The sequence below is a fragment of the Amycolatopsis sp. 3B14 genome (assembly GCF_050958625.1).
Classification (GTDB): domain Bacteria; phylum Actinomycetota; class Actinomycetes; order Mycobacteriales; family Pseudonocardiaceae; genus Amycolatopsis_E; species Amycolatopsis_E thermoflava.
In genome coordinates this window covers 101081-114101 of the sequence record NZ_JBHZEN010000045.1, presented here as the reverse complement: position 1 = coordinate 114101, position 13021 = coordinate 101081, and the positions used below count along the sequence as shown (strand labels likewise).

Sequence of the window (13021 nt, the reverse complement as noted above, 5' to 3'; positions counted from 1 at the left end):
GTCCCCGAACAGCACACCTAGTCCGCCAGTTCGGCGAGTGTTTTCGGCACCGTGAACGGCGGCGTGCTCGTCCCCAGGATGCGGTACCGCCCCCACGGGTCGGGGTCGGACAGCTCGCCGGTGGCGGAGCCGTCCGGGGTGCGGATCTCGCCCTTCTTCTTGCGGCCGCCGCACAGCTCGTCCAGCCGGGCGCTCGGCGCGATGCGGCCGTACCAGCGGTAGTAGCCGTCGATCGGCTGGAAGTGGCCCCTCAGCTCCACCTCGACCGGCACCTCGGCGCCGTCCACCACCACCGTCGCGGGACCGGTGTAGCCGTCTTCGTCGTCAGCCGACATCCGTCTCCTCCTTCGGGCGCACCCGTCCGAGCTGGACGATCTTGTTCTCCTCCAGCGGCTTGTTCGGGTCGATCGTGACCCCGTGCTGGCGGGCCAGCCCGTCGATGGCGGCCCAGATGATCTGCGTCAGGTACTCCACGACGCTGTCCCGGCTCATCGACCGGCGCTCCAGCCACCACTCACCGGTGTTCTGAACCATCCCGACGATCCCGTACGCCCACGGCTCGGCCGCGCCGGAGTCCATGTTGAACATCCGCATGTAGTCGCCGAGCAGGGCGGTCAGCGCGGTGGCGATCAGTTCCTTGTCCTCGGCCACGACGTCGGCGTCGGCCGGCTTGCCCGCGAACGAGCCGCGCACCAGCAGCCGGTACAGGTTCGGGTGCTCCTCGATGACGGTGAAGAACGCGTCCAGTGCCATGCGGATCCGCGGCACCGGCGCCAGTTCCGCGTTGATCGCCGGGACCAGCCGCGAGAACAGCAGCTCGGTGCCCCGCTGGCCGAGCGCGTCGTACAGGTCGGCCTTGTCCGCGAAGTGCCGGTACAGCACCGGTTTGGTGACCCCGGCGGCGACCGCCACGTCGTCCATCGCCAGGTCCGGACCGCGCTCGTCCAGCGCCTTCAGCGCCGCCTCGACGAACTCGGCCCGGCGCTCGACCCGGTGCTTGCGCCACCGGTCCCGGCGCGCGTCGCCGGTCGTAGGCTCGCCTGCCGAGGGGTGCTTGCCGCTGCGCTTGACACGATCCGTCACGCGCCTCATGCTACCAGAGGTAACTGTTACCACGGGTTACACAATGTGGGGAGCACGCGATGACGCGAACGCTGGACGACCACGGCCGCGAGAAGACCGCCGACCGGTTGCTGAAGTCCTCGGCCAACAAGTTCTACGACCCCGACGTCGACATCGACTGGTCCGCCCCGCTGGCCGAGGGCAAGCCCTTCCAGCTGGAGCGCCGCAGCTCGCTCTACGGCACGCACCTGTGGGACCGGCTCACCGAGGAACAGCGGCTCGAACTGGGCAAGCACGAGCTGGCGAGCATCGCCAGCAACGGCATCTTCTTCGAGGTGCTGCTGATGCAACTGCTGCTGAAGGAGGTCTACAACTCCGACCCGACCACGCGGCACGTGCAGTACGCGCTCGCCGAGATCGCCGACGAGTGCCGCCACTCGACGATGTTCGCGCGGTCGGTCGAGGCCGTCGGCGCGCCGGCGTACGGCCCGGTGAAGATCGTGCACCGCCTGGGCAAGCTGCTGCCGTTCATCGGCTACGGGCCCGCGCTGTACGGCTCGATCCTGGTCGCCGAGGAGATCCTCGACCGGATCCAGCGGGAGAGCATGGCGGACGAGGACATCCAGCCGCTGGTGCGCATGGTCAACCGCATCCACGTGCTCGAAGAGGCGCGGCACGTGACCTTCGCCCGCGAGGAGGTCACCCGCGGCATGGCGAAGTTGAACAAGGCCGAGCTGTTCTACCAGCGCTGGCTCATCGCCGTGGTCAGCTTCGCGATCACCCGCAGCCTGATCAACCCGCGCGTCTACAAGGCGGTCGGCCTCAACCCGCGCGAGGCGTGGGAGGCGGCCATGAACAACCCGCACTGGCACGAGACCCTCCGCTGGTCCGGCGAGCGCATCATGGCGTTCCTGGGCGACGCCGGGCTCGTCGGCCAGCCGGGCACGTACTGGTGGCGCAAGTCCTTCCTGCTGGGGGCCCGATGACGGCGACGGTCCGTCGGAGGGGGACGGACCGTCGCTTCACCACGAGCGACGGCACCGCCCTCCACGTCGAGCTGTCCGGACCGCGCGATGCCGCGGTCACCCTGGTGCTGGTGCACGCGTGGACGCAGGACCACCTGGAGTGGGACCCGGTCCTGCCGCTGCTGCCGACCGGCGTCCAGGTGCTGCGCTACGACCACCGCGGGCACGGCTGGTCGGAGCCGGCGAAGCCGGGGACGGCGACGGTCGCGCAGCTGGCCGACGACCTCGCTGAGCTGATCGCGGAGCTGGCGCCGGAGGGCAGGCTCGTACTGGCCGGGCATTCGATGGGCGGGATGACCGTGATGGCGCTGGCCGAGCGGCACCCGGAGCTGGTCGAATCGCGGGTGGACGGGGTCGCGTTCATCGCCACCTCGTGCTGCGACATGGACCGGCTCACGCTCGGGCTGAACGGGCGGGCCGGACGGGTGGCGGCGCGCGTCGACAAGACGTTCGGGCGGCTGCTGAACCGCTGGGGCGCCGAGCACGTGCCGATCCCGGCGCCGCTGGCCCGGCCGTCGGTGAAGTGGCTGGCGTTCGGGAAGAAGGTGCGGCGGGCCGACGTGCGGGCGATGACGGAGCAGTTCCTGCGTGCGCACCCGCGCAGCGTCGGCGGCTTCCGGGACTCGATGTCCGACCACGACCGGCGCAAGGCGCTGGCCACGCTGCGGGAGAAGCCGACCGTGGTCATGGTCGGCGACCGGGACCGGATCACGCCGGTGCACCACGCGCGCGTGATCGCCGAGGAGTTGCCGGAGGCGGAGTTCGTGCTCTTCCCCGGCGCGGGTCACGAGCTGACCTACGAGCGGACGCGCGAGGTCGCGAAGCGGCTGAGCCGCCTGCTGGAGAACTAGGCGGGCTCGCCTGGCGTGTGCTGGAGCGGGAAGCCGCCGCCGATGCCGCGCCAGGCGAGCGTCGCGGTCAGCGACACCGCCTCCTCACGGCTCATCGTGCTGTGGTGGGCCAGCCAGAACCGGGCGCTGACCTGGCTCAACCCGACCAGGCCGACCGCCAGCAGGCGCGCCCGGCCCTCGTCCAGGCCCGCGTCGGCGGTGATGGTGTCCGTGATCGCGTTGACGCACTCGGTGGTGGCGCGGTCGACGGCCTCCTGCACGACGGGCTCGCCCCGCAGGTCGGACTCGAAGATCATCCGGAAGGCGCCGGTTTCGCTGGCAACGAAGTCGAAGAACGCGCCGACGGCGGCCCGCACGCGGAGCTTGTTGTCGGTGGTCGAGGCGAGCGCCTCGTTCACGCGCGCGACCAGCTCGTCGACGTGGTTCTCCAGCAGCGCGGTGTAGAGGTCCAGCTTGCCCGGGAAGTGCTGGTACAGCACGGGCTTGCTGACCCCCGCCTGCTCGGCGATCTCGTCCATGGCCGCCGCGTGGTACCCGTTTGCCGAGAAGACCCGCTGCGCCGCGGCCAGAAGCTGAGCGCGCCGCTCGGTCCGGGGTAGCCGGACTCCCCGCTGTTGCGCCGCCGCAGTCTCCGTCATGCTTTCCTCCCAAAGAACCCGTTCGAGATTACTCGCCGGTATCGCCGAGTCGCCAAGGGCCGGGTGGGTAGGCATCCTGGATTGATGACCGACACCGTCCCGGCTTCCCGGCCGTCCCCGGATTCCGGGGCGCCCAGGGTGCCCGTCACGCACGTACCGCTGTCCACTCGTGAGTTACCCGAACTCGACCCGAAACTCCCGCCGTGGCCGGGGAAAACCGAGCAGGTCGGGGGCGTGTCGCTGCACGTCCGGCGCACGCCGGGCGCGGCGGAGGAGACCGTCCTCTACGTGCACGGCCTCGGCGGGTCGTCGACGAACTGGACGGACCTCGCCGCCCTGCTGGCGCCGACGGCCGGGGGAGCGGCGATCGACCTGCCCGGCTTCGGGTTCTCCGAGCCGGAACGCGCCTTCGATTTCAGCCTCGACGCGCACGCCGAGGTGGTCGCCAGGTTCGCGGAGGGGCTCGGCGCCGGCCCGGTGCACCTCATCGGCAACTCGATGGGCGGCGCGGTGTCGCTGCTCGTCGCGGCCCGGCACCCCGAGCTGGTCAAGACGCTGACGTTGATCTCGCCCGCGATGCCGGACCGGCGACCGGACCCGCGGCGGCTGTCCGACCCGCTGATGGCGCTGGCCTACCTGCCGATCGTCGGCCGCCGCGCCCGGCGCAAGCTCGCCGCCTACACCGCGCACCAGCGGGCCAAGCTGGTCATCAAGCTGTGCTTCGCCGACCCGGACTCCTTCCCCGAGCACCGGATGGCCGAGCTGGTCGAGGAGCACAGCGCCCGCGCCGAGCTGGCCTGGGCGAACGCGGCGATGTCGCGGAGCACGTTCGGGATCTTCCGCACCTGGTTCGCGCGGGGCGCCGCGTCGCTGTGGCGGGTGACGCCCAACGTGACGGTTCCCACGCTGGTCGTGTGGGGCACCGAGGACAAGGTGATCTCGGTCCGCCGGGCGGCCCGGACCGCGAAGCTGTTGCCGCGCGGGCGGCTCCTCGTGCTGCCGCGGACCGGCCACGTGGCGCAAATGGAACGCCCGGTTGTCGTAGCGAAGGCTGTTCTGGGTATGTGGGAGGCGGTCGCCGCCGGTTCGTGGTAGCCCATTCGAGTTACTCCGAGCCCGCTCCGTGACGGCTTGGTCGCGCGTTGCGTAACTCTGCGCATGTGGCAATCTGGGAGCCGTGAAGCGGGCGAGCAGCGGCGAGCGTGGCGAAGGACGGCGAGTGCAGTACGCGCCCCCGTCGGGCCGGCCGTCGGTTCGCCTGAGCGAGGACCGCTACCGGCCGCGTGCGCGGCGCGTGCAGGCCGAGCCGCTCGCCGCGTCGTGGAAGCCGCCGCAGGCGCAGCTCGAGCAGGACCCGGAGGAAGCCCGCCGGGAGCGGCGCCGCAAGGGCAAGGTGGGCCGTCTCGTCGGCGCCTACGGCTGGCGCGTGTACGCGCTGCCGGTCCTCGTCGTGATCACCGTCCTGGTGGTGTTCAACACCGCGACCGAGCCTGCCTCGCCGCAGACGGACTCCGCGGCGCAGACCGTCGACGGTGGCGCCGCGCAGGGCGGGGACAGCGCGCTCTCCGAACAACCGGCCGCGCCGCGCGACCTCAACATCCCCACCGCCGAGCTGCCGACCGGCGGTGATTTCACGCAGAGCGGCTCCATGGCCTACCACGTCGTCCCGGTGCCGAGCGACGGCGTGAGCGGCAAGGAGGCCGGCAGCGGCGGGAAGCTGTACCACTACACGATCGAGGTCGAGAACGGCATCGACGCGGCCAGTTACGCCGGCGACGACGCCTTCGCCAGCGCCGTCGAGCGGACGCTGTCGGACGTGCGCAGCTGGATCGGCACCGGCAAGGTCAAGCTGCAGCGCGTCGGCGCGGACTACCCGGACATCGACTTCCGCGTGAGCCTCACCACCCCGGAGACCGCCAAGCGGCCGGACGTGTGCGGGTTCAGCATCCCGTTCCCGACCTCCTGCTACTCGCGGTCCTTCGACCACCGCGTGGTGATCAACCTCGCCAGGTGGGTCCGCGGCGGGCTCGCGTTCACCGACCTCGGGATGTACCGGCAGTACGCGATCAACCACGAGGTCGGGCACGCGCTGGGGAAATCGCATGTGGGCTGCCAGGAGAACGGCGCGCTGGCGCCCGTGATGATGCAGCAGACCTTCGGCGTGTCGAACAACTACGTGGCCCAGCTGAACGCGGTCGACCAGTACAACTCGAAGGCCGTGCCCGCCGACGGCAAGACCTGCGTCCCGAACGCCTGGCCGGTGCTGCAGTTCGGCGATTCGGCTCCGGCCGGCTGACCGGTTCCACATCCTGGGACGGCGGGAAGAGTCCGGTCGCGCTCCGTGTTGTGGATACTTGGGGAAGCGACAACGACAGCCGCGCGATTTTGGAGGACCGATGGCAGGCACGCTGCCGCCGCTCGTGGAGCCGGCGGCCGAACTCACCAAGGAAGAGGTGGCCCGCTACAGTCGGCACCTGATCATCCCGGATGTCGGGATGGACGGGCAGAAGCGGCTGAAGAACGCGAAGGTGCTGGTCATCGGCGCGGGCGGCCTCGGCAGCCCCGCGCTGCTGTACCTCGCCGCCGCGGGCGTCGGGACGCTCGGTGTCATCGACTTCGACGTCGTCGACGAGTCGAACCTGCAGCGCCAGGTCATCCACGGCCAGTCCGACATCGGCAAGCCCAAGGCCGTCTCGGCCAAGGAGTCGATCGCCGAGATCAACCCGTTCGTCAACGTCATCCTGCACACCGAGCAGCTGACCACCGCGAACGCGCTGGACGTCTTCCGCGGCTACGACCTGATCCTGGACGGCACGGACAACTTCGCGACCCGTTACCTGGTCAACGACGCCGCCGTGCTGCTGGGCAAGCCGTACGTGTGGGGTTCGATCTTCCGGTTCGAGGGCCAGGTCAGCGTGTTCTGGGAGGACGCGCCGAACGGTCAGGGCCTGAACTACCGCGACCTCTACCCCGAGCCGCCGCCTCCGGGCATGGTCCCCTCGTGCGCCGAGGGTGGCGTGCTGGGCGTGCTGTGCGCCTCGATCGGCTCGATCATGGTGACCGAGGCGATCAAGCTGATCACCGGCATCGGCGAGCCGCTGCTCGGCCGCCTGATCAGCTACGACGCGCTGGAGATGAAGTACCGCGAGGTCAAGATCCGCAAGGACCCGGAGACGCCGAAGATCACCGAGCTGATCGACTACGAGGCGTTCTGCGGTGTCGTGTCGGACGAGGCGCAGCAGGCGGCGTCGGGCAGCACCATCACCCCGGCGGAGCTGAAGGCCAAGTTCGACGCGGGTGAGAACTTCGAGCTCATCGACGTCCGCGAGCCGCACGAGTACGAGATCGTGAACATCAAGGGCGCCAAGCTGATCCCGAAGGACCGCATCCTGTCGGGCGAGGCGCTGGCGGAGCTGCCGCAGGACAAGCCGATCGTGCTGCACTGCAAGTCGGGCGCCCGCTCGGCGGAGGCGCTGGCGGCGCTGCACCGGGCCGGGTTCAAGGACGCCACGCACCTCGGTGGCGGCGTGCTCGCCTGGGCGCGGCAGATCGACCAGAGCCTGCCGACGTACTGACGCTTGCCGGAAGGGGCCCGCCGCGGTGTTTGCCGCGGCGGGCTTTTTCGTTACTTCAACCACGTGGCGATGTCGTCGACCACCGCCTCGTCCACGTGCCGCGGGTGCGTGTACTGCTCGGGCCGGGAGGCTTCCGTACCGGGGAAGAACAGGTGGTCGCAGGCATCGTGGACGCGGATGTCCACATCCGCGCGGTGGGCGAGGCCCGCGCGCCAGCGGGCCAGGTCTTCGTCGACGGTCACCTGGTAGTCGCGGCCGCCCTGGAGGATCAGCATCGGCACGTCCAGCGCGGCGGCGGTCGCCACCGGGTCGTAGTCGCGCAGGTCCAGCCAGTACGACGCGGGGAAGCCGAACAGCAGGTCCGCGGCCGGGGTCGATGGTTTCAGGTCCGGGCCGCCGACCAACGTGGCCTGCCGGACGATCGTGTCCAGGAAACCGTCCGGCAGTGCCCCGAACGAGTCGAGGTGCCGGGCGACGCGGACCGCGGCCTCGTGCATCGGCTGTGCGACCGCGGCCAGCAGCACCATCCCGGCGACCGGCTCGGCGGCGGCGACGCGGGGCGCGACCTTGCCGCCCATGCTGTGCCCGGCGAGGAACACCCGGTCCACCTCCGGCCGCGTGGCCAGCAGCCGAACGGCGGCGCGTGAGTACGAGGTCGCGGTCGGCGCGGTCGCCGGCACGCTGACGCTGCCCGTCGGTGCCGGGCCGCAGGACCGCGACGAGACGACCGGACCGAACAAGCCGCTCAAGGACCTCGCGTGGGGTCTGGCGAGCCGTGGCTTGGCCGTCGTCCGGTTCGACAAGCGGGCCGGCGCGCAGACGATGGCCGAGGAGTACGTGCCCGACGCCTCGTGAACACCTTGGAGCTGCTCGCCCACCCGGTCCGGCTGCGGATCGTGCACGCGATGCGCGGCGGGCGCTCCCTGACCACCGCGGAGCTGGGCGACCTGGTGCCCGACGTCTCGAAGGCCACGCTCTACCGGCACGTGGACGTGCTCACCGGCGGCGGGGTACTGGAGGTCGCCGAGGAGCGGCGGGTGCGTGGCGCAGTCGAGCGCCGCTACCGGCTGCGCCAGGAGCGCGCGGTCGTCGACGCCGAGGGCCTGTCCGCCGAGGACTACCGGCGGGCGTTCACCACCGCGGTCGCCGCGCTGGTCGCCGAGTTCGGGGCCTACCTCGACCGCGACGGCGCGGACCCGGCCGCCGATCTGGTCGGGTTCCGGCAGCACGCCGTCTGGCTCAGCCGGGACGAACTGGAGGCGCTGATCGCCGACCTGCGCGCGGCGATCGCGCCCCGGCTGGCGAACCAGCCCACCGCGCAACGGGCGCGCTACCTGCTCAGCCCGATCCTCTTCCCGGCGGCCGAACCGACCGCTTGAACGCGGGAAAAACGTCGTCGTCACGGGGTAACCTCGGGCGGTGCCCGACGGTCCGAGAGCAGGTCAGCCACCGGCGACTGTCCTGATGGCGTTCGGCCTCCAGCACACCACCCCCGAGCCGCTGCCGGGCGGCCGGGCGCACCGCTGCGGCGACACCGTCCTGACCCCGGTGCGGGACCGGCCGAAGGCGCTCTGGCTGGCCGGCACCATGCACGCCCTCGACGTCCCCGACCTGCGCATCGCCCGGCCGCAGCGCGCCAGGGACGGGCGGTGGATCGTCGCCGGGTGGGCGGCCCGCCGCTACCTCGACGGCGCGCCCGAGCACCGGCACGACGAGATCATGCTCGCCGCCCTCAAACTGGCCCACGCCCTCACCGGCCTGCCGCGCCCGAAGCACCTCGCCGCGCGCACCGATCCGGACGGGATCGCCGACCGCGTCGCGTGGGGTGAGGCCGAGGTGCCGGTCGACGAGGCCAAGGGCGGCCGCTGGTTCGAAGTCCTCGCCGTGGCGCGAAGACCCGTGGGGTTGCCGGACCAGGTCGTGCCGGGCGACCTCTTCGGCGCCGTCCTCTTCGACGGTGACGCCCCGCCCGGCATCGTCGACTTCGACCCGTTCTACCGGCCCGCCGAATGGGGCGCCGCGGTCGCCGCCGTCGACGCGGTCGCCTGGGGCGACGCCGCCCCCGACTTCCTGCAGCGCTGGTCCCACCTGCCGGAATGGCCCCAGCTCCTGCTGCGCGCCGTGCTGTTCCGGTTGGCGGGCAACGCCCTCAGCCCGCGTGCCACGGCCGCTTCCCTGGACGGTTTGCGTGCCGCCGCGGCCGCGGTGAGTGAGATCCTGTAGCGCCGGTCACTTCTCACCGGGCATCCCTCGAAATGCCGTAGCAATGTCAAACGCCTGAAACATTCGGGAGTTTTCAGGTAACACGCCGTTCCTACCGTCTCTGGGCAGAGGCGGAAGGAGGTGCGCGTGACGCTCACCGCGGAACCCCAGGTCAAGGTGGCCACCCACTGTCCCTACTGCGCCCTGCAGTGCGGGATGAGCCTGTCCGGCACCGCCGTCGCACCCCGCGAGTTCCCCACCAACGGCGGCGGCCTGTGCCAGAAGGGCTGGACCTCGGGCAGCCTGCTCACCACCCCGGCGCGGCTGACCACGCCGCTGGTCCGGGTCGACGGCGAGCTGGTGCCCGCGACCTGGGACGACGCGCTCGACCTCGTCGCGCGCCGGATCGCCGAGGTCCAGGCCGAGCACGGCCGGGACGGGGTCGCCCTGTTCGGCGGCGGCGGCCTCACCAACGAAAAGAGCTACCTGCTCGGCAAGTTCGCGCGCGTCGCGCTGGGCACCTCGCAGGTCGACTACAACGGGCGGTTCTGCATGTCGTCCGCGGCGGCAGCGGGCAACAAGGCGTTCGGCCTGGACCGCGGGCTGCCGTTCCCGCTGACCGACGTCGGCGGGGCGGACGCGGTCCTGCTGATCGGCGCCAACCCGGCCGAGACCATGCCGCCGTTCATGCAGCACCTGCGCAGGGCCATCGACACCGGCGGGCTGGTCGTGGTCGACCCACGCCGCACGCCGACCGCGGACCAGGCGAGCCTGCACCTCGCGCCCGCGCCGGGCACCGACCTCGCGCTGGCGCTGGGCATCCTGCACGCGCTGGTCGCCGAGGGCCGGTTCGACCGCGACTACGTCGAGCGGCGCACCCGCGGTTTCGACGCGGTGTGGCAGATCGCGGCCCGCTGGTGGCCCGAGCGCGTCGAGCGGATCACCGGTGTCGCCGCCGCCGACCAGCGTCGCGTCGCCACCCTGCTGGCGAACGCCCGCAACGCCTACATCCTCACCGCGCGCGGCACCGAGCAGCACGCCAGCGGTTCGGACACCGTGAGCGCCTGGATCAACCTGGCGCTGGCGCTCGGCCTGCCCGGCCGCGAAGGCTCCGGCTACGGCTGCCTCACCGGCCAGGGCAACGGCCAGGGCGGGCGGGAGCACGGCCAGAAGGCCGACCAGCTGCCCGGTTACCGCAAGATCGACGACCCGGCCGCCCGCGAGCACGTCGCGCGCGTGTGGGGGGTCGACCCCGCCGAGCTGCCCGGACCCGGCCGCTCGGCCTACGAACTGCTCGACGCGCTGGGCACCGAAACCGGCCCCAAGGCAATGCTCGTGTTCGGCAGCAACGTCGTGGTGTCCGCCCCGCGCTCGGCGCACGTCGCGGACCGGTTGCGCAGCCTGGACCTCCTCGTCGTCGCGGACTTCGTGCTGTCCGAGACCGCCGCGATGGCCGACGTCGTACTCCCGGTCACGCAGTGGGCCGAGGAGAGCGGCACGATGACGAACCTGGAGGGCCGCATCCTGTTGCGGCAGAAGGCGATCGACCCGCCCGCCGGCGTCCGCAACGACCTGGAGGTCCTCAGTGGACTCGCGCAGCGCCTCGGCCAGCCCGCCGGACGCTTCCCGGTCGAGGCGAAGACGGTGTTCGCCGAACTCCGCGAGGCTTCGAGGGGCGGGCTCGCGGACTACTCCGGCGTCACCTACGAGCGCCTGCACGACGGCGAGGCGCTGTACTGGCCGGTGACCGGCGCCGCGCACGCCGGGACGCCGCGGATGTTCCTGGACACCTTCGCCCACCCGGACGGCCGCGCGCGGTTCGTCCCGGTCGAGCACCGCGGCCCGGCCGAGCCGACCGACGACGAGTTCCCGCTGATCGCGACCACCGGCCGGGTGCTGCAGCACTACCAGTCCGGGGCGCAGACCCGGCTGGTCGGCGAGCTGAACGACGTGGTGCCCGAGGCCTACGTCGAGGTGCACCCGGACACCGCCGCCCGCGCCGGACTGGCCGACGGCGACTGGGCGCGGGTGGTCTCCCGGCGCGGGGAGACCACCGCGCGGGTGCGGTGCATCGCCTCGATGCGGCCGGACACGGTGTTCCTGCCGTTCCACTTCCCCGGCGCGCAGCGGGCGAACCTGCTGACCAACCCCGCCCTGGACCCGACGAGCCGCATGCCCGAGTTCAAGGTGTGCGCGGTTCGCCTGACCACGAAGGACGGTGCGGAATGACCCGCAAGGTGGTGGTGCTGGGCTACGGCATGGCCGGGGCCCGGCTCGCCGACGAGATCCGGGCCCGCGATCCGGAGGGCACCCGCGTCACGCTGACCGTGATCGGCGAGGAGCCGCACGCCGCGTACAACCGCGTCCTGCTCTCCGCCGTCGTCGCCGGCACGATGCGCCCGGAGATGGTCCGCCTGCACGACGCCGGCTGGGCGGCCGCGCACAACGTCGACCTGCGCACGGACGTCAAGGCCGAGCACATCGACCGCGCCGCCCGGCGGGTCCGGCTCAGCGACGGGTCCACTGTGGACTACGACGCGCTGGTGCTGGCCACCGGCAGCCGCCCGTGGCTGCCGCCGGTCGAGGGCCTGACCCTGGACGACGGGACACCCGCGCCGGGCGTGGTCACCTTCCGCACGCTGGACGACTGCGACCGCATCCTGGACGCGGCCAAGGCCGGCGCGCCGGTCGCGGTGCTCGGCGGTGGGCTGCTCGGCCTGGAGGCCGCCCGCGGCCTGGCCGGGCGCGGCAACCTGGTGACCGTCGTGCACCCGGTCGGCCACGTGATGGAACGGCAGCTCGACGCCGGCGCGGGTGGCGTGCTGGCCAAGGCGCTGGGCGAGCTGGGCATCGACTTCAAGCTCGGCGCCGGCGCGGCCCGGTACCTGCCGGGCGACGGGCTCAAGCTCGACGACGGCAGCAAGGTGCACGCCGACCTGGTCGTCGTCAGCACCGGTGTGCGGGCCGAGACCACCCTGGCTGTCGACGCCGGTCTGGAGGTCGACCGCGGCGTCCTGGTCGACGGCGCGCTGCGCACCAGTGACGGCCGCATCCACGCGATCGGCGACTGCGCGCAGCACCCCGGCACCGTGTCCGGCCTCGTCGAGCCGGCCTGGCAGCAGGCCAAGGTGCTGGCCGACCTGCTGACCGGCGCCGACGTGTCCGCGCGGTACCGCGGCACGCAGGTGATCACCAAGCTGAAGGCGCGCGGCATCGACCTCACCGCGCTCGGCGACGTGCACACCGACGCCGCCGACCCGGACGCCGAGGTCGTCTGCCTGACCGACCCCACCCGGGGCCGCTACGCGAAGCTCGTCGTCCGCGGGGAGCGGGTGGCGGGGGCGATCCTGCTGGGTGCGCCGGACGCCGCCGCGAACATCACGCACCTGTTCGACCGGGGTGTCCCGGTTCCCGAAGACCGGCTCGCCGTCCTGCTCGGGCGCGCGCTGCCGGGCGGGGCGACCGTCGCGTCGAGCCCCGCCGACATCCCGGCGGCCGCCGTCGTCTGCCGGTGCAACTCCGTGACGAAGGGCCGGCTGGTCGAGGCATTCCGCGCCGGGGCCACCGACGTCACCGAACTCGCGTCCGTGACCAGAGCGACGACCGGATGCGGCAGCTGCCGCGACGCCGTGTGCGGCATCGCCGACTGGCTCGCGACCACCGCCTAG

14 protein-coding genes are annotated in these 13021 nt (G+C 72.1%); 10 read left to right on the top strand and 4 right to left on the bottom strand.

The features are described from left to right. Positions 1 to 17: 17 nt before the first annotated feature. Both ACCP09_RS25075 and ACCP09_RS25070 read right to left on the bottom strand, forming a co-directional pair. Complete coding sequence (locus ACCP09_RS25075) at positions 18 to 335, bottom strand: DUF4873 domain-containing protein (RefSeq protein WP_020419785.1); 318 nt, start codon at positions 333 to 335, stop codon at positions 18 to 20. Continuing rightward, a complete protein-coding gene (locus ACCP09_RS25070; RefSeq protein ID WP_433750738.1) occupies positions 325 to 1092 on the bottom strand; it encodes a TetR/AcrR family transcriptional regulator in 768 nt (255 codons plus the stop codon). Before ACCP09_RS25070 ends, ACCP09_RS25075 begins: the two co-directional genes overlap by 11 nt. Before the next feature lie 50 nt (positions 1093 to 1142). Here ACCP09_RS25070 and ACCP09_RS25065 point away from each other — a divergent pair, with 50 nt between their 5' ends. Further along, complete coding sequence (locus ACCP09_RS25065) at positions 1143 to 2048, top strand: AurF N-oxygenase family protein (protein ID WP_400989396.1); 906 nt, start codon at positions 1143 to 1145, stop codon at positions 2046 to 2048. Further along, positions 2045 to 2938 carry an alpha/beta fold hydrolase gene (locus tag ACCP09_RS25060; protein ID WP_123683818.1) on the top strand — a complete coding sequence of 298 codons (894 nt, stop codon included), beginning with the start codon at positions 2045 to 2047 and terminating at the stop codon, positions 2936 to 2938. Before ACCP09_RS25065 ends, ACCP09_RS25060 begins: the two co-directional genes overlap by 4 nt. Here ACCP09_RS25060 and ACCP09_RS25055 read toward each other — a convergent pair. Next, positions 2935 to 3576, bottom strand: coding sequence for a TetR/AcrR family transcriptional regulator (locus ACCP09_RS25055; protein ID WP_027936128.1), 642 nt, complete (start codon positions 3574 to 3576; stop codon positions 2935 to 2937). The two genes, ACCP09_RS25060 and ACCP09_RS25055, sit on opposite strands and share 4 nt — an antisense overlap. An 84-nt stretch (positions 3577 to 3660) precedes the next feature. On the opposite strand from ACCP09_RS25055, the gene ACCP09_RS25050 reads away from it, so the two are divergent. From ACCP09_RS25050 to moeZ, 3 genes are all read left to right on the top strand, one after another. Beyond that, positions 3661 to 4671: an alpha/beta fold hydrolase gene (locus tag ACCP09_RS25050; protein WP_433750733.1), complete on the top strand. Its 1011-nt coding sequence runs from the start codon at positions 3661 to 3663 to the stop codon at positions 4669 to 4671. 124 nt (positions 4672 to 4795) lie between these two features. Next, a complete protein-coding gene (locus ACCP09_RS25045) occupies positions 4796 to 5872 on the top strand; it encodes a DUF3152 domain-containing protein (protein ID WP_433750730.1) in 1077 nt (358 codons plus the stop codon). A gap of 100 nt (positions 5873 to 5972) precedes the next feature. Next, the gene (gene moeZ / locus ACCP09_RS25040; protein WP_017986964.1) at positions 5973 to 7151 is read left to right on the top strand and encodes an adenylyltransferase/sulfurtransferase MoeZ; all 1179 of its coding nucleotides are present in this window, start codon (positions 5973 to 5975) and stop codon (positions 7149 to 7151) included. Between the two features lie 50 nt (positions 7152 to 7201). Here the strand turns inward: moeZ and ACCP09_RS25035 are convergent, their stop codons facing one another. Then, complete coding sequence (locus ACCP09_RS25035; protein ID WP_433750726.1) at positions 7202 to 7759, bottom strand: alpha/beta hydrolase family protein; 558 nt, start codon at positions 7757 to 7759, stop codon at positions 7202 to 7204. A gap of 10 nt (positions 7760 to 7769) precedes the next feature. Between ACCP09_RS25035 and ACCP09_RS25030 the strand changes: the two genes are divergently transcribed. The 5 genes from ACCP09_RS25030 to ACCP09_RS25010 all read left to right on the top strand — a co-directional run bounded on the left by ACCP09_RS25030 (position 7770) and on the right by ACCP09_RS25010 (position 13021). After that, positions 7770 to 8006 (top strand): hypothetical protein, encoded by a 237-nt coding sequence (locus ACCP09_RS25030; RefSeq protein WP_433750723.1) that lies wholly within the window; start codon positions 7770 to 7772, stop codon positions 8004 to 8006. Beyond that, entirely contained in the window at positions 8003 to 8530 is a 528-nt protein-coding gene (locus ACCP09_RS25025) for a helix-turn-helix domain-containing protein (RefSeq protein WP_433750720.1), read from the top strand. The genes ACCP09_RS25030 and ACCP09_RS25025 overlap by 4 nt, the downstream gene beginning before the upstream one ends. A 40-nt stretch (positions 8531 to 8570) precedes the next feature. Next, a complete protein-coding gene (locus ACCP09_RS25020) occupies positions 8571 to 9374 on the top strand; it encodes a TIGR02569 family protein (protein WP_378334755.1) in 804 nt (267 codons plus the stop codon). 195 nt (positions 9375 to 9569) lie between these two features. After that, positions 9570 to 11582, top strand: coding sequence for a molybdopterin oxidoreductase family protein (locus ACCP09_RS25015; RefSeq protein WP_433750755.1), 2013 nt, complete (start codon positions 9570 to 9572; stop codon positions 11580 to 11582). After that, entirely contained in the window at positions 11579 to 13021 is a 1443-nt protein-coding gene (locus tag ACCP09_RS25010) for an FAD-dependent oxidoreductase (RefSeq protein WP_433750716.1), read from the top strand. The genes ACCP09_RS25015 and ACCP09_RS25010 overlap by 4 nt, the downstream gene beginning before the upstream one ends.